This is a genomic window from Lysinibacillus capsici (genome assembly GCF_020217405.1).
Lineage (GTDB): Bacteria > Bacillota > Bacilli > Bacillales_A > Planococcaceae > Lysinibacillus > Lysinibacillus capsici.
Genome location: NZ_CP084108.1, coordinates 1,884,709 through 1,900,377 on the forward strand (window position 1 = coordinate 1,884,709; position 15,669 = coordinate 1,900,377).

At 40.0% G+C, this 15,669-nt stretch carries 14 protein-coding genes; 12 read left to right on the forward strand and 2 right to left on the reverse strand.

What is annotated here, in order from left to right:
• Nucleotides 1–3 precede the first annotated feature (3 nt).
• The 10 genes from LCP48_RS08965 to LCP48_RS09010 all read left to right on the forward strand — a co-directional run bounded on the left by LCP48_RS08965 (nt 4) and on the right by LCP48_RS09010 (nt 9,690).
• Nucleotides 4–1,800, forward strand: coding sequence for a vWA domain-containing protein (locus LCP48_RS08965; RefSeq protein WP_004229420.1), 1,797 nt, complete (start codon nt 4–6; stop codon nt 1,798–1,800).
• 92 nt (nt 1,801–1,892) lie between these two features.
• The gene (locus LCP48_RS08970) at nt 1,893–2,849 is read left to right on the forward strand and encodes an ABC transporter ATP-binding protein (RefSeq protein ID WP_004229417.1); all 957 of its coding nucleotides are present in this window, start codon (nt 1,893–1,895) and stop codon (nt 2,847–2,849) included.
• The gene (gene opuFB / locus LCP48_RS08975) at nt 2,839–4,359 is read left to right on the forward strand and encodes an osmoprotectant update ABC transporter permease/substrate-binding subunit OpuFB (RefSeq protein ID WP_318528171.1); all 1,521 of its coding nucleotides are present in this window, start codon (nt 2,839–2,841) and stop codon (nt 4,357–4,359) included. Before LCP48_RS08970 ends, opuFB begins: the two co-directional genes overlap by 11 nt.
• 120 nt (nt 4,360–4,479) lie before the next feature.
• Complete coding sequence (locus LCP48_RS08980; protein ID WP_004229415.1) at nt 4,480–5,118, forward strand: DUF2975 domain-containing protein; 639 nt, start codon at nt 4,480–4,482, stop codon at nt 5,116–5,118.
• Between the two features lie 11 nt (nt 5,119–5,129).
• Nucleotides 5,130–5,348 (forward strand): helix-turn-helix domain-containing protein, encoded by a 219-nt coding sequence (locus LCP48_RS08985; RefSeq protein WP_004229412.1) that lies wholly within the window; start codon nt 5,130–5,132, stop codon nt 5,346–5,348.
• 25 nt (nt 5,349–5,373) lie between these two features.
• On the forward strand, nt 5,374–5,697 hold the full coding sequence (locus tag LCP48_RS08990) for a DMT family transporter (RefSeq protein ID WP_004229410.1): 324 nt from the start codon (nt 5,374–5,376) through the stop codon (nt 5,695–5,697).
• Nucleotides 5,698–5,709: 12 nt separating this feature from the next.
• Nucleotides 5,710–6,060 carry a DMT family transporter gene (locus LCP48_RS08995; protein WP_004229409.1) on the forward strand — a complete coding sequence of 117 codons (351 nt, stop codon included), beginning with the start codon at nt 5,710–5,712 and terminating at the stop codon, nt 6,058–6,060.
• Nucleotides 6,061–6,178: 118 nt separating this feature from the next.
• Nucleotides 6,179–6,838, forward strand: a complete 660-nt coding sequence (locus LCP48_RS09000) for an HAD family hydrolase (RefSeq protein ID WP_009370900.1) — start codon at nt 6,179–6,181, stop codon at nt 6,836–6,838.
• Nucleotides 6,839–6,986: 148 nt separating this feature from the next.
• Nucleotides 6,987–7,418 carry a hypothetical protein gene (locus tag LCP48_RS09005; protein ID WP_004229405.1) on the forward strand — a complete coding sequence of 144 codons (432 nt, stop codon included), beginning with the start codon at nt 6,987–6,989 and terminating at the stop codon, nt 7,416–7,418.
• Nucleotides 7,419–7,497: 79 nt separating this feature from the next.
• The gene (locus LCP48_RS09010; RefSeq protein WP_004229395.1) at nt 7,498–9,690 is read left to right on the forward strand and encodes a YheC/YheD family protein; all 2,193 of its coding nucleotides are present in this window, start codon (nt 7,498–7,500) and stop codon (nt 9,688–9,690) included.
• A 76-nt stretch (nt 9,691–9,766) separates the two neighbouring features.
• Here LCP48_RS09010 and LCP48_RS09015 read toward each other — a convergent pair whose 3' ends face one another.
• On the reverse strand, nt 9,767–10,978 hold the full coding sequence (locus LCP48_RS09015; RefSeq protein WP_004229393.1) for an ATP-grasp domain-containing protein: 1,212 nt from the start codon (nt 10,976–10,978) through the stop codon (nt 9,767–9,769).
• Nucleotides 10,979–11,118: 140 nt separating this feature from the next.
• Between LCP48_RS09015 and LCP48_RS09020 the strand changes: the two genes are divergently transcribed.
• On the forward strand, nt 11,119–12,513 hold the full coding sequence (locus LCP48_RS09020; RefSeq protein ID WP_004229392.1) for a Mur ligase family protein: 1,395 nt from the start codon (nt 11,119–11,121) through the stop codon (nt 12,511–12,513).
• A 139-nt stretch (nt 12,514–12,652) separates the two neighbouring features.
• Nucleotides 12,653–14,038 carry a UDP-N-acetylmuramoyl-tripeptide--D-alanyl-D-alanine ligase gene (locus LCP48_RS09025; protein WP_004229391.1) on the forward strand — a complete coding sequence of 462 codons (1,386 nt, stop codon included), beginning with the start codon at nt 12,653–12,655 and terminating at the stop codon, nt 14,036–14,038.
• Between the two features lie 42 nt (nt 14,039–14,080).
• Here the strand turns inward: LCP48_RS09025 and LCP48_RS09030 are convergent, their stop codons facing one another.
• Complete coding sequence (locus LCP48_RS09030; protein ID WP_004229390.1) at nt 14,081–15,436, reverse strand: C40 family peptidase; 1,356 nt, start codon at nt 15,434–15,436, stop codon at nt 14,081–14,083.
• Nucleotides 15,437–15,669: the final 233 nt, after the last annotated feature.

The window sequence follows — 15,669 nt, forward strand, 5'->3', positions numbered from 1 at the left end:
CTTATGGCCAAAAAAAAGAAAGCATCACAGCAGGAGCATAAAAATGAGAAAGCCATCGCACGTGGGCATGACATCGTCTCTACACATCCCCTGTTCGAGGCGTTATGTCATGCTGTTTACATGCAATACGAAAGTATGCCCCAAAAGGATTGGGCTTACGTTACAAGCGCAGGTGTTATTTATGTGAATCAGGATAAAAAAGGTCAGCCAAATGAATGGGCTTATGTGATAGCGCATTGCTTGCTACACCTTGGCTTACATCATCATCAATCAAAAGAGCAGCAGGAGCTTTGGAATATTGCCTGTGACTGCTATATAACAAAATTTTTAGCAGAGCTAAAATTTGGTCAAGCACCAAAGGAAATGAGTAATCCTCTTTTTGAGGCCATTAGCTCTGAGGAAAAATTATATGAAAGATTATTACGAGAAGGTGTACCAGATGATTTGAAAGGCTATAGTACAATGCCAGGCCAAGTGGACTTTGTGATTTCACAAAATCAAACAGGCTATCTTTATAGAGGGAATAGTGATTTCGCTGCATTATTTGCAGAAGGTTTATCGAAAGCCGTGCAAAGTGCCATTCGAGTAGCAGGTGGGGTAGAAAACACATTGGGAGGCACAACGAGGGTAACACAAGCACAACGCGCAAAGGCTTGGTTTATGAGCTCCTATCCCTTATTTGGTGCTTTGGCAGCAGATTTTACGATCATTGAAGACCCACTTATTTGTACAAGAATGGATATCTCGGTCGCAGCCATTGCAGTGGAAACAAAGGAGATTTATTTGAATACGGCTGTGGGAATGACCGATGAGGAAATGCGATTTCTAATGGCACATGAATTGCTGCATGCGGGTTTAAGCCATGCTACCCGCAGACAAGGACGTGATCCCTACTTATGGAATGTTGCTTGTGATTATGTTATCAATGGCTGGCTCATCGATATGCAAATCGGCGAGATGCCAGCATTTGGTGGGCTATATGATCCAACATTAAAAGGATTTTCAGCAGAATCTATTTATGATCGTATTGTTACAGATATTAGGATGTATCGCAAATTAAGAACCTTTCGAGGGCAGGGCATAGGCGATATGATTGAAACGAATCCACCAAATTTTTGGGAAGGCAAGGTAGGTGTGGATTTAGATGCTTTTTATAGAAGGGCATTGAGTCAAGGGTTAAGCTATCATATGACCCAAGAGAGAGGATATCTGCCACAAGGGCTCATTGAGGAAATTCGTAGCCTAGCACAGCCTCCTATTGCTTGGGATGTGGCATTAGCCAAATGGTTTGATCGGATGTTTCAACCGATAGAGAAAGTTAGAACGTATACCCGCCCCAGTAGAAGACAAGCATCGACACCCGATATAGCAAGACCAAGATGGATTCATCAAAGCGGTGAGGAAGATGGACGAACTTTCGCAGTCCTTATTGATACATCAGGCTCCATGGACCGTATCTTACTAGGAAAAGCACTCGGCACAATAGTGAGCTATAGCATCGCTAGAGATGTCCCCTTTGTTCGCGTTATATTTTGTGATGCTGTTGCCTATGATGCGGGCTATCTAGCACCTGAAGAACTATTAACGAAAGTGAAAGTAAGAGGTAGAGGAGGCACAGTTTTACAGCCTGGTATACAGCTACTTGAAGCAGCACAGGATTTTCCCAAAGATGGTCCTATCCTAATTATTACAGATGGACAATGTGATCGTTTAGCCATTAAAAGACAGCATGCCTTCGTACTACCACAGGGGGCCAAGCTACCGTTTGTGCCTAAAGGCGAAGTATTTAGAATGAAATAGTTTCATCTATCTACAAATGTTTGAAATAATTTTTGTTGGTGAAATATAAAAAGTGAACGCATTTATTGAGCACATTTTAAAGGAGATGACAGATGATTACATTTGACAATGTCTCAAAACAATATGATAACAACCAAATAGCTGTCAAAGCGCTAAATGTAGAAATTAAAAAGGGTGAATTCTTTGTTATTATTGGCCCTAGTGGATGCGGCAAAACTACTTTGTTGAAGATGATTAATCGATTAATCCCCCTAACAGCAGGCACCATCTGGATCAATGATAAAAGAATTAGCGATTATAATATCCATGAGCTACGTTGGAGTATTGGCTATGTACTACAGCAAATCGCCCTATTTCCGCATATGACGATAGAGGAAAATATTGCGGTTGTACCAGAACTGAAGAAATGGAGTAAAACGAGAATCCATCAGCGTGTAGACGAACTATTAGCGTTGGTGGGGCTGGAGCCAGCGAAATATCGTCAGCGTAAGCCAAAGGAGCTGTCAGGAGGCGAACAGCAAAGGGTTGGCGTTGTTCGTGCCTTGGCAGCAGACCCAGAAATTATTTTAATGGATGAGCCCTTTAGTGCGCTAGACCCTATTAGTCGCACCAAACTACAGGATGATTTACTAGAGATGCAGCGTACCATCCAGAAAACCATTGTATTTGTATCACATGATATGCAGGAAGCACTGAAATTAGGAGATCGTCTCTGTATTATGAAAGATGGCGAAATTGTTCAGATAGGCACTCCACAGCAATTGCTACAAAATCCTGTAAATGATTTTGTCCAACAGTTTATTGGAGGTAAGCAGTTGGATCAATTGTTTACGATCCATGATGTGTTACAGCCAATCACAGTGACAAACGACTTTGGGCATACCATTCCTGTTGATGCCCCATTTCCGATGATTCTTGAAAAATTAGCCGAGCATGACTTGTTAGGTGTCGAAGAGAATGGCAAGCTCATTGGTATGGTGACAAGAGCTTCCACGCTTCGTTATTTAGCAGCGGATTCTAAGAAAAGAGGGCATGGGCATGGTGGCTAATGTGATAGATGTATTTCAGGAACGGAAGGCACAGCTGCTGGCTGCATTACTAGAGCATATCCAAATCTCTTTTATTGCGCTATTTTTTGCTGTCCTCATCGCTATTCCCCTAGGTATCTATTTAACCAATAAAAAGAAAGTAGCCGAGAGTATTATTGGGATTAGTGCTGTGCTGCAAACGATTCCTTCCTTAGCGTTGCTCGGCTTATTAATTCCTTTATTCGGTATTGGGAAAGTTCCCGCAATTATTGCGTTAGTCGTCTATGCGCTGTTGCCTATTCTACGAAACACCTACACAGGCATCAATGAGGTTGACCCATCACTGAAAGAAGCGGCATTAGCTATGGGAATGAATCGATCAAAGCGTTTAGTAAAGGTAGAGCTACCACTTGCTATGCCTGTTATGATGGCTGGTATTCGCACAGCAATGGTGCTGATTGTGGGGACGGCAACATTAGCCGCTTTAATTGGTGCAGGAGGCTTAGGAGATATTATATTACTCGGGATTGACCGAAATAACACGGCACTCATTCTTATAGGAGCCATTCCCGCCGCTATTTTAGCCCTGATTTTTGATGTGGCGCTTAAAAAATTAGAATCTCTGTCCTTTAAAAAAACAATAACGACATTAAGTCTCATAAGTTTAGTGGCACTGGGAATGATTTTCTTCCCGCTTCTAAGCAGTAAACAGCAAGATGAAATTGTCATTGCAGGAAAGCTTGGTGCGGAGCCTGAGATTCTCATCAATATGTATAAATTATTAATTGAGCAGGAGACCGATTTAACGGTGACATTAAAGCCAGGGCTTGGTAAAACTTCATTTGTATTCAATGCATTGAAATCGGGCAGTATTGATATTTATCCTGAATTTACAGGCACCGCCATTTCGGAGTTTTTAAAGGAAGAAGCCATTAATAATAACCAAGAGGACGTCTATCTTCAGGCAAAAGAGGGGATGCAGAAGCAATTCGATATGGTCATGCTGAGTCCTATGCGCTATAACAATACGTATGCACTCGCTGTATCAGAGGAGCTGGCTGAGAGCTATCAACTGCAAAAAATCTCTGACCTTAAACCAATAGAGCAGAAGGTGAAAGCAGGCTTTACATTAGAATTTAATGACCGTGAGGATGGTTATGTGGGCATACAAAAACGCTATGGAATAGCCTTTACGACACTTGCAACGATGGAGCCCAAGCTTCGCTATCAGGCAATACAATCAGGTGATATTAATTTGCTCGATGCTTATTCAACGGATAGTGAAATTCGTCAATACAAGCTACGTGTATTGGAGGACGATCAAGCATTATTCCCACCATACCAGGGAGCGCCTTTACTAAGGAAAGAAACGCTATCTGCCTATCCAGAGATTGGAGAAGCGTTAAATCAACTAGCTGATCACATTACAGATGATGAAATGCGAGAAATGAATTATCAGGTGAATGTAGAAGGAAAGCTTGCAGCAGAAGTAGCAAAAGAATATTTAGTAAAGATAGGATTACTAAAATAAAACCCTCTAAACTTTAGAGGGTTTATTTTTATCAATAATTTATTAATGATAAACATTAAGAAATTATTGATAGAGATAAAAGGGGATGTATAATAGAGAGAAAGGAGGGAGAGGTTGATAATGGGGCAAGCAATTCAAAGTAAAGAATTTCGATGGATGACAAAGGGGCTTCGTACCGCTTTTACCATCATCATGGTGATGATGATTTTTGCCTTGACGATGCTCGCGATTTTTATGGTGGGAGCAATGGTGGTATCAGAGCAACAAGTGAATCATTTATTAGCAAAGGGCAGTGTGACCGCTGCCGTTCAGTTAGAGGGATTGGAAATGGAGCTGGCAGACCATGTGACAAGGGACATTCACTATTCAAAAAAAGATGTCATGACCTTTCTATTTACTGCTACAATATACATAGCTATTTTATTAATGATTATTGTACAAGTGAGGAATATATTAAGTAATTTATCAAAAGGTATTGTATTTTCACTCGCAAATAGTAAAAAAATGGAGAGAATTGCCTACTGTGTGATTGTATTGAGCTTGACAGTGAATGCATTTCGTACATATACCGTCTATCTGATTATGCAACAATTTCAATTGGAGTCCCGATTTGTCGAGACGGGTTTGATCAAGGGGATTAGCTATCATTTTACAGGCATTCACTGGACTCTTTTACTATGTGGTGTGGTGATTTGGACCTTTGCACGTATTTTCCGATACGGTGCATTCCTTCAGGATGAATATGATGCAACAGCTTAGGAAGTGAAAACATGACCATAATTATTCGATTAGATCGTATGCTAGCGGATCGTAAAATGCAGCTGAGTGAACTTGCAGAGAGGGTGGATGTATCGATTGTCAATCTCTCTAATTTAAAAACAGGCAAGGTAAGAGCCGTACGTTTTTCTACATTAAATGCCATTTGTAAAGCTTTGGGCTGCCAGCCAGGAGACATATTGGAATATGTAGAGGAAGAGGATGACATCTAAAAGCAAAGCAGAAAGGATTTTTTGAATGACGGCTTTTAGTTTTTTAACTCTCGCTATCATAGCAGAGGTTTTTGCTAGTTCCATGCTCAAACGTACTGAGGGCTTCACACGAATTGGGCCATCAATCGGCGTAGTAGTAGGCTATGGAACGGCATTTTATTGTTTAGCCTTAACATTAAAAGTGATTCCTATTGGCACAGCCTATGCAATTTGGGCAGGTTTAGGGACAGCGTTAACCGCTATTGTGGGGGTTGTCCTCTATAAGGAACGATTTAATCGCAAAAAGATATTAGGGATTCTATGCATTATCTTGGGTGTCGTGGTACTCAATCTTGCTGGTGGTCATTAGGAGTTGAACATGATGAAAGGCTATTTATTTTTAACACTATCGATTATAAGCGAGGTCTTTGCAACAACCATGTTGAAGTTCTCAGACGGCTTTACTGTCCTCGTTCCATCCTTGGCGGTAGCAATTGGCTATGGTATTTCGTTTTATAGCCTATCTCTCTGCTTAAAAACCATGGCATTAAGCTTGGCCTACGCTATCTGGTCAGGTGTCGGCACAGCCTTAACCGTTCTGGTAGGTATTGTCATTTGGCACGATATTTTTACTGTTTATTCTGCGATCGGTATTGCCCTCATTATAGGAGGCGTTAGCTTGTTGAATCAGGGGGATAAAGGTGAAGAAGTGGTGGATAGCAAAAGCAGATAGAAATGCGAAAGTAGCGGATAGCGGGTCTAAATTGATGGATAGGATTAGGAAATTGACGGATAACTCTGCCAAAACCTGGGCTTGATTCAGCGCAAAACAATTGAATGGAGAGAATTTGATGATAAAAGCTCTAATTTTTGATTTTGACGGTACTATCATTGATACGGAAACAGCATGGTATAACGTTTTTAAGGATGCCTATGCACAATATGGTGTTGAATTATCGTTAGCGACCTATGCTAAGTGCCTTGGGACCAATCTTCAAACTTTTAATCCCTATACATATCTTGTTACACATCATCACATACAACTGGATGTGGAGGCTTTTCAAACAGCCATTCAGCAACGCCATGCACAATGGATGGAAACGGAAACGCTAAGACCTGGTATTTTAACATTGCTACAGCAGGCAAAGGAAGCGGGTTTGAAAATTGGACTTGCTAGTAGCTCCAGTCGTCAATGGATTGATTTGTATGTGGATCGGCTGGGTATCCGACAATACTTTGATTGCTTTTGTAGTGCTGACACGGTGACAAATGTTAAGCCTGATCCAGAGCTTTACTTGCAGGCGCTTGAACAATTAGGTGTAGAGGCTGATGAGGCCATGGCAATTGAGGATTCACCGAATGGCGCACAAGCCGCAGTAGCAGCGGGTCTTTTTACAGTGGTCATTCCGAACGAGATTACCAAACAATTACCATTCAATACAAAACATCATACTGTAACTGCATTAGAACACTATACGATACATGATCTCCTCGCATGTTTTGCAACATAAACTTTTGCAAAAGCCTCCCCTCATTGGTGGAGGTTTTTTTAGTTTCTTTAGGAAGAAGTCGCCATATTTTTTGTCACAACATATGATAACGAGAGGGCAACTTACAGGGATCAAATCGTATAGTCAAACTAAGAGAGGGGGCTACGAATTGAATAGTGATAAGAAAAGAAATCACTTTTTATGTGAAGCTTTAAGTGATTTAAAGGATCTTCAGGATATTATGATGAATTTTCATTCTAAATATTTTGGTCAGCTACTTATTAAAATTGTCGGGAGTGATACGATTCCATTTTTCTTAATTACACATAGTGGTGCTCATTTACGCTTATTGGATACAGTGAAACAATTTGAGACCGAGTTTTTCCGCATTGAGGCTGTTGATAGAGAGCGTTGCCGTGGCACAGTATCGTTGTTGCGTGCTTATGATTATGAAGGAAACGATACAAATTCGATTGCAGATGTGGTGAGGTTAGAAAAAACAAGTACAAAGAAATCTATTGAACTCAGCGGTATATCGGCCATTCAGCTCTTAAAGCCAGACATGTTGAAGGGGAAATTTATCATAGAGCCGAAATGGTAGTGCCATATTAAACTACTAAAGCTAGAGCATCTGTCTATATGCTAGGGATACTAAGTGAATGTAATAGAGAGAGAATCTAATGAAAGGAAGTTTAGCTATGACGATTATTGGTATGCTGCATCATCGACTTGATCCGACAACAGTGCTCAAGTCCTATGCCTTTGCAGCAGTTGCGAAAGCTGAAGGCGCAACATTTTTTTACTTCACACCTAAAAGTGTGGACTTTGCCAAACGTTCTATTCGAGCAAAGGTCTATGAGAATGGACAATGGCAGGAAAAAACAATGCCCTTTCCTGATGTTATCTATAATGCAGGAAGCCCTGAGAAATTATCTGTCTCCAAGGAGATTATTGACCGTTTAAAAGAGGAGATTCCATTTACCACCCATTCAATCGGGAACAAATGGAATGTGATGAAACGATTAAAGGAAGCGAAGGAATTTGAACAGTATTTGATTCCCTCTGAAATTGTAAAGGATGCCGATTTATTTCATAAGTTCGTTAATTATTATAAACGAGTGGTGTTTAAGCCAATTGATGGACGAAAAGGGAAGGGCATTTATTTTATAACGAAGGCGGGAGCCAAGTATTTTGAGGTGCGAAAGGATAGCACCACGACAACCTATACAAAGCCACAATTGGATTCATTGATAAAGGAGCAACTTGCGTCTGGCACCTTTATTATGCAGCCGTATATTCAATCTGTTACAAAATCTGGTCAGGTCTATGATTTCCGCCTGCATGTTCAAAAAAATGGAGAAGGTAAATGGGTAGTGACAACGGTATATCCACGCATTGCACCAAATGGCTCCATCATACCGAATATTAATAATGGTGGCTATACCAATTATTTAGATCCTTTTTTGGAGCAGGAGTTTAAGGAAGAGGCCTATAATATCCGACGAATGCTTGAGCATTTTTCACTGGCGCTGGCACATCATCTGGATGAAATTCAAATGGCGAAATTTGGGGAGGTTATTGATGAAATTGGCATTGATGTGGGCTTAGATCAACATCAAAAAATTTGGATGTATGAGGTCAATTGGCGCCCAGGCTGTCCCCCTGCCTTTTACTTGGAATTAGATGTGGTCATCCATTCCATCCGTTATGCGATGTATCTTGCCAAAAATCAAAAACCGCTGAAAAAGAACATTGTCCAACAAAAAAGTAAGCAAGTGGAGGCAAAGAAAACCCTGCCTATTATTGCGATTACAGGAAGTGCAGGGAAAACCACAACAAAGGCATTTATTGGTTCCATCTTATCGAAAAAATGGAATGTATTTGAATCAAAGGATTACTGGAATACGACAGAGCATACGAAAAAGCATAAGGAAGAAATCAATGATTCACATCAGGCCGTTGTATTAGAGTATGGGATGGCTTACCCAGGCATTATTACCAATCACTGTAGCATCATCCAGCCGAATATTAGTATTGTAACGAATATAGGCTTAGCCCATGTTGGGAACTTTGATGGAGATGTAAGGGGTGTTGCCAAGGCAAAATCGGAATTGATTCATGGCATGGATCAACAGGGCTTACTCATTGTCAATCAAGATGATGACAATTCAAGATACTTAGAGACACAGCAATTTAAAGGGAAAATCATCACGGTAGGCATAAAAAAAGAAGCGGATTACCGTGCATATGATTTGCAATATAAAGATGTCGGCATGTCCTTTAAAATGAAGCTACATGGGCAAGAAATAGAATTATATATTCCTATTTTAGGAGAACATCATGTATATAATGCATTGAATGCAGTGGCAGTGGCTGATCTTTTAGGGTTTAGTCCACTTGATATTCAGTCTGGGCTCAACTTTAAAAAACCACCAAGACGCTTAACGATTTATAATTGCCGAGATGATATAACGGTTATTGATGATACGGTACACTCTCATCCGCAGGGGGTTCGTGCTGCGCTCGATGTACTGACGAATATCGCAACAAATCGAAAAGTAGCCATTATTGGGCAAATGCGAGAACTTGGTGTCTTGAGGGAAGAGGAGTATCGTAAGGTTGGGGAATACGTATATGACATAGGCATCGATGAATTTATTACCTATGGCTTTAGGACAGATGAAATGAGTAATGCAGCCATCGCGAAGGGCATGGACCCATCCAGAGTCCATCATTTTATTAATAAAGATCAATTGCATGTCCTCCTTGAAAAGCTCATTAAGCCTCATGATACCATTCTTGTGAAGGGTGCAAGTAAAACCAATATGTTCGAAACCGTGAAGTTTTTAGATCAAACGTTTAAAGAAGAATAATGGATTACGACTTATGAAATTAAAAAAGCCCGAGTAACTGTCCACTGGCAAGCGGCAATTATTCGGGATATTTTTTTCAAACTCTCAAAATGAATTTTATTTCCTTCGCTGCATTGATTGCGTGATTTCTTGCTTCCTTCAAGGTTGCTCCCTCTGCAATGACATAGGCATAACGGTGACCCATTGATAAAGGTGGGGTGAGGAGGGTACCTCTTCTCGGTTTGACATATACTTCAACGACGCCAGTTGATCTTGTCGCTCTTGCCTTGCCAATAACCTTTTCTAATATTCCTCTACTTTCCACAATGACATATTTTGTATAAACAAATTTTTTGTGTCTTGGTTGCAGATTAGGCTGTTCTCCTAGCAATATCTTCAATGTTTCTTCTACTAAACTAAAACCTAGAGCTGCTTGTAGCATATTATTCATAGCGCCACCTGAAATTCGAGGATTGATCTCGATAAGCTTCCAACCATTTTGGGTTAATCGAAGTTCTAAATGAAGCGCCCCATTCTCAATATCAAAGGCTTTCACGATGGAATGGAGTACCTCCTCGATGCCCGATTGGATGTCTTTAGGGGCTTTCACTAGAACACCATAGCCCGTAATAATAAATCGTTTTCCTTGCGTAATTTCTTGCTCAATTATACCAATGACATGTGGTTGACGTTGATAAACAACCGCCTCTACTAAATATTGAGGGCCATCTAAATATTCTTCAATCATGATGGTTTCATAGGGATTTTTACTGCGAAGTGCTTTGAGGTGGTTATTGAGCTGATCGGCATCCGTTGCTAGTAAGACATCTTTTGAGCCTGTTGATTTAGGAGATTTTACGATTAATGGAAAGGTCAAATTTTTAGCTATGGGTTCGTTCGGTTTCATGAGCAAAAATTTTGGCGAGTATGGTTGATCTTGTAAAAACTTTCTTGTTTTTTCTTTATCCTCCATAGTTTCAATCGCACTGGAGGATGTATAGTTCTGACAAAATTCATCACACAGTGTTGAAGCAATATGAACAAATGGATCAACAAAACTAACGATACTTTTAATATTTAATCCAGTTTTTCCTAGTTTCTCAATTTCATCTTTCATGCTCTCGATATCAAAAGTATCAATGAGTATCATTTTATGGATGTCGGGGTAGGCTCTGCGCTGTTCAAGTTGTTTTTCATTATTTGTGAAAAGTACTGTGAAGTAGCCTAATTTTTCTGCTGCCCTTGTTGCTTCACGACTAGACCCAGATTTGTTTGTACCGATAAATACAATGGCTTTCAGGTATATCACTCCTTCTATTGGTACTTAGATACTTAATCACCTTTATATATATGCAATGAAATAGATTTCCTCTAGTTATGTATCTTGTCTACATCCAAGCAACTTTTAAAAGGTTACATATACTAGAAAAGAAAGGAGGGAGAAAAGATATGAAGCCTCTTTCGGTGAAAAATTTAGCAATGATTACGGCAGGCTATCTAGTGCACGGGTCAGAGGATACACTGATTCAGCATGGGGCTTATCGATTAAAGCAAGTGAAAAAATCCAATACGGCCCTTTTTACAAGTAAACGTATTGTTAATTGGAAAAGTCTTGAGCCACTTTCTCCTCTAGTGCTAGTGACCGATAGAGTTTATCGGCCTTCTGACATTCCCGATCATGTCATGCTGATACAGGTAGCGAATGCAGAAGAGGCCTATTGGAAATTTGTTCATTTTTATCGCAGCCAGTTTCATATTCCGATTGTCGCGATTACAGGTACATCAGGCAAAACAACGACAAAAGAGATGATTAAACATATTCTTTCGGCTGATCGGAAAGTGACTGCGACGACATTGAGCAGCAATTCTAGAACGGCTTCTTTGCAATATTTACTGGGCATTGAGGATGATACCGAGGCTGCCGTTTTTGAAACAGCAGTAGGCTCACCTGGAGACGTTACGAATGCAGGGAGATATTTCAAACCGACAATCGGTATTATTACGAATATCGGAGCCCATCATTTAAATTATTGCAAAACATTAGAAGGCTATATTCAAGCAAAGGGAGAAATGGTAGATATCATTCATCCAAAAGGTACATTAATTATCAATGCTGAAGATATGAATACGAAAAAAATAGATGTTTCGAGATTTCGTGGGCGTTTGATTAAGGTAGGAAAGCATGACTCCTGTGATTTTCGAGCAAGCCATATCCACTACTATCAAAAAGGGATGAAATTTATCCTGCATCATGATAGAAAAAGCTATGACATTCTTGTACCAGGGTTTGGCGAGCATCAGGTTTATAATGCTCTTGCTGCTATTGCCGCGGTCCATGATATGGGGATGCCTATTCCAGTCGCAGCAAAACAGCTTCAATCATTCCGTCTATTGAAAAAACAGCTGCAACTCTTTGAGGGCATTAATCATTCCATGTTATTGGATGATACCTGGAGTATTACAACCACTTCCTTAGAGGCTGCCTTAAAGGTGTTGAATGAGTTAGGTGACGGCAAGAAAAAGATTGCGGTTATTGGTACGATTACCGATTTAGGTTCTTGGGGCTACATTATTCACGAACAAGCGGGTGAATTAATTCAACGTATTGGCGTGGATGTCCTGATTACCATTGGAGAACACGCAAGGATTATGGCTGATCACGCAGTAAAGCTAGGATTTAGCGCGCCTGTTTACACATTTAAAAATAGTACGCTAGTCTATCCGTTATTGCAGAAGATTGTGGATGAAAATACCATCATTCTCATAAAGGGAGATATGTATAGCAAACAGGTCTCTAAACTAGCAACGGAGCTAAAGCTAAAGCCTCCACCACCTGCTGATTAGCTTCTTTCAATATAGGATATTGACTGTGCCACATAGAGGAGCTTTCTAATAAGGTATAGTAATTGATCAAAAAGCAGCCTAGATCAAGAGAAGAAATAAGTTATCTACAAGATTGATAAAGAGAGGAGGCGTAGTACACTTGCAATCCATTAGTGTGCAGAAACTTAGGAATGTCCTACAGGGAAAGCTCATTCACGGATCTGAACAATGGTCTGTTAAGCAGGCGATCTACTATAATCGGCATGATTTAACAAAGAGCCATTCGCTCCTGTTTGTTAGTCGAAACGATCACATCAACTGGCAAGAGATTGATCGGAAAGGTCCGTCTCTTATCATATCCGATAAACCGTCTACAGAGTTAAAAAATGCACTGGAGAATACAACCGTTTTACAAGTGAAAAGTGTTGCACAGGCATACTGGGCATTTATCGAGTATTATCGTGGGCTCTTTGAAATTCCCGTTGTGGCTTTAACAGGAACTTGTGGGAAAACAACAACAAAAGAGATGTTAAAACATATTGCTAGTAAGCATTGGCAAGTGCAAGCATCCGTCAGCAGTAAAAACGAGCCAAGGCAATCATTACCTTATTTAACGGGCATTGACGATAAAACACAAGCCGCTATCTTTGAACTAGGCTTAGGGAATACGGGGAATATTAAACATCAATGTATGATCTATCAACCAACTATTGGCATCATTACAAACATTGGTGTACATCATCTAGATGGCTGTCTCAATTTGGAGGGCTATATTAAGGCCAAGGCAGAAATTGTGGAAGGCATTAAAGAAGATGGCACGTTAATCATCAATGCTGATGATGCCAATACTAAAAAAATCTCATTGAAAAGATTTAAAGGGAAGATTATCAAGTTTGGCTTACAGGATACGGCAGATTACAAGGCTTCGAAAGTGGAGTTTGCCAATACGGGCATGAAGTTTGTTTTAGAGGTGGCGGATGAAAGATACAATGTGTTTGTCCCAGGCTATGGTGAGCATCAGGTCTATAATGCCTTAGCCGCAATTGCAGCTAGTCATGAAATGGGGCTGACCATTCGTCAGGCAATCGCAGGACTCAGAACATTTAAACAGATGGCAAGACATTTAGAATTTACGACAGGACTTGGTGACAGTACGATTATTGATGATACATGGACAAATAACCCAACATCTGTAGAGGCAGCCTTAAAAGTTATAGATACGGTGGGAAAAGACAAAAAGGTCATTCTTGTTTTAGGGGATATAAAGCGATTAGGCAATTTTGAAGAAAAATATCATCGCGAAATCGGCTCCATGGTAGCAGTAAGAAAGATCGATACATTGATTACTATCGGCAAAAGGGCAGAGAAGATTGCCGATCAAGCGCAAAAGGATGGAACCAGCGCAGAGGTTCATACGTTTAAAGAGGTAGCAGGCGTTTTAGAATTATTGAAGCCAAAGCTTGATGCAGACACGATAGTTTTAATTAAGGGACCGATGTCTAGTAGATCCATGATCGAATTTGCCAATAAACTAAAAAACGCATAGAAAAAGGGTGTCTCAACATGATTGAGACACCCCTTTCCTCATTTATTTTAAGACGCGTCGAGCGGCTACAAAATTCTTTTGTGCCCACGTCGAAGACATGTTTTGTTTTACAATATTATTCGTTGTCATACTAATATATTGGTTATTGCCTATATAAATACCCGTTTGTGTGATTTCTTGTCCACCATTATTCGTAGAGAAGAACAGTAGATCCCCTTTTTGTAGTTGTGATTTTTGAATACGTGTCCCTACTAAAGCCTGTTTACTTGCTAGTTTATCTTTTAAATCAATACCATGCTTTTTAAAGACATAATAAGTAAAACCCGCACTTGTAAAAGTCAGTGCACTCTCATTGTACGTATAGCCGAATTTTGCTTTGCTTGCTAAGCCAGTAGCAGTGGCAATAATTTTATCGGCAGATGTACTTGCTGAAGGTGCACTTACGCTGGGCGTAGAGGTGCTACCAGAGAAAACGCGCTTCGCTGTAATATAATGTTCAGTATAGTAATCTACAAATAATACTCTTGTCATTACACCATCTGAATTAGGGATGATGATACGGTGATCTCCTGCATAAATCCCGACAAGTGAAGGTGTTTTAGAGCCTTTGACACTATTAAAGAAAACTAGGTCACCTTTCTTTAAGTTAGCACGTGCCACAGTGGATCCTTGGTTCATTAATTGGTTTAATGAAGTTGCGCCAAGTGTCACACCACTTTTACGATAGATAAAATCAACGAAAGTTGGAGCTGTAAAGCGTAAGCTAGCCTCATTTGTTGTGGAACTAATCGTTACTTTGTTTTTATAGGATAGAGCATTCTCTACAATTTTATCGCCTTTTGTAGCAGGGTTGGCAGATAGTAGAGTAGGTAATACTCTACGTGCAGATACATAGTTTTCCGTATAATATGGCTTACTATTTAAATCAGAGATAACTATATTTTGTTTGGTATCAGCCATATGGATGATTTTATTGTCGCCAATATACATACCGACATGATCGGGATCAGTTCCTGTTTTTTTACTTTTAAAGAACACTAAATCGCCTTTTTGTAATTGGTTTCGCGCTACATAAGTCCCTTGCTGAATCATATAATTTTCATTATACGTACCAAGGTCTACCCCGTTTTTCTCGAAGATGTACATTAAAAATGAAGCACAAGAAAATTTGTATGGGTATGTAGGCTTGTAAACCGAATTGCTGTATGTTGCTTGCCCCATTAAGCTTTTACCAGTCTGAATTAATTGGTCTGCTTTTGCAGCTACCGCCTGTGCGTTGTTCTGAGCATTTGTTGTCGCAGCCTCTACTTGTATCGGCTGGACCGCTGTTTGCACCATTCCAAATGAACTAAATCCAATGGTTAATGCAAGTGTTGTAGATAAAAATCGTTTATTCATGTTGTGTAACCTCCTAAAGCATCTAGTAGGATTTCTCCTGTATACCTTTGCCATGGAAATAATCGTAGCATGAAAAAGTAGGGCTTCTGGGCGGTAAATGTTACCAGGGTAACTGAAGGGAGGGCTTCAACACTTGCTATAAAAGGCTTTATCAAGAGAATTTACAGTTTTATTACAAATGTTTCAGTAAGATGTAATATGGAACAATTCCATGAAAAAAGCTGCCCCAAAAC

Excerpts from the sequence above, each read along its gene's own strand:
- LCP48_RS08980 (WP_004229415.1), top strand. The coding sequence starts at position 4,480 with ATGGGGCAAGCAATTCAAAGTAAAGAATTTCGATGGATGACAAAGGGG.
- LCP48_RS08985 (WP_004229412.1), top strand. The coding sequence starts at position 5,130 with ATGACCATAATTATTCGATTAGATCGTATGCTAGCGGATCGTAAAATG.
- LCP48_RS09030 (WP_004229390.1), bottom strand. The coding sequence starts at position 15,436 with ATGAATAAACGATTTTTATCTACAACACTTGCATTAACCATTGGATTT.
- LCP48_RS09010 (WP_004229395.1), top strand. The coding sequence starts at position 7,498 with ATGAAAGGAAGTTTAGCTATGACGATTATTGGTATGCTGCATCATCGA.
- LCP48_RS09020 (WP_004229392.1), top strand. The coding sequence starts at position 11,119 with ATGAAGCCTCTTTCGGTGAAAAATTTAGCAATGATTACGGCAGGCTAT.
- LCP48_RS08965 (WP_004229420.1), top strand. The coding sequence starts at position 4 with ATGGCCAAAAAAAAGAAAGCATCACAGCAGGAGCATAAAAATGAGAAA.
- LCP48_RS08995 (WP_004229409.1), top strand. The coding sequence starts at position 5,710 with ATGAAAGGCTATTTATTTTTAACACTATCGATTATAAGCGAGGTCTTT.
- LCP48_RS08970 (WP_004229417.1), top strand. The coding sequence starts at position 1,893 with ATGATTACATTTGACAATGTCTCAAAACAATATGATAACAACCAAATA.
- LCP48_RS08990 (WP_004229410.1), top strand. The coding sequence starts at position 5,374 with ATGACGGCTTTTAGTTTTTTAACTCTCGCTATCATAGCAGAGGTTTTT.
- LCP48_RS09000 (WP_009370900.1), top strand. The coding sequence starts at position 6,179 with ATGATAAAAGCTCTAATTTTTGATTTTGACGGTACTATCATTGATACG.
- opuFB (WP_318528171.1), top strand. The coding sequence starts at position 2,839 with ATGGTGGCTAATGTGATAGATGTATTTCAGGAACGGAAGGCACAGCTG.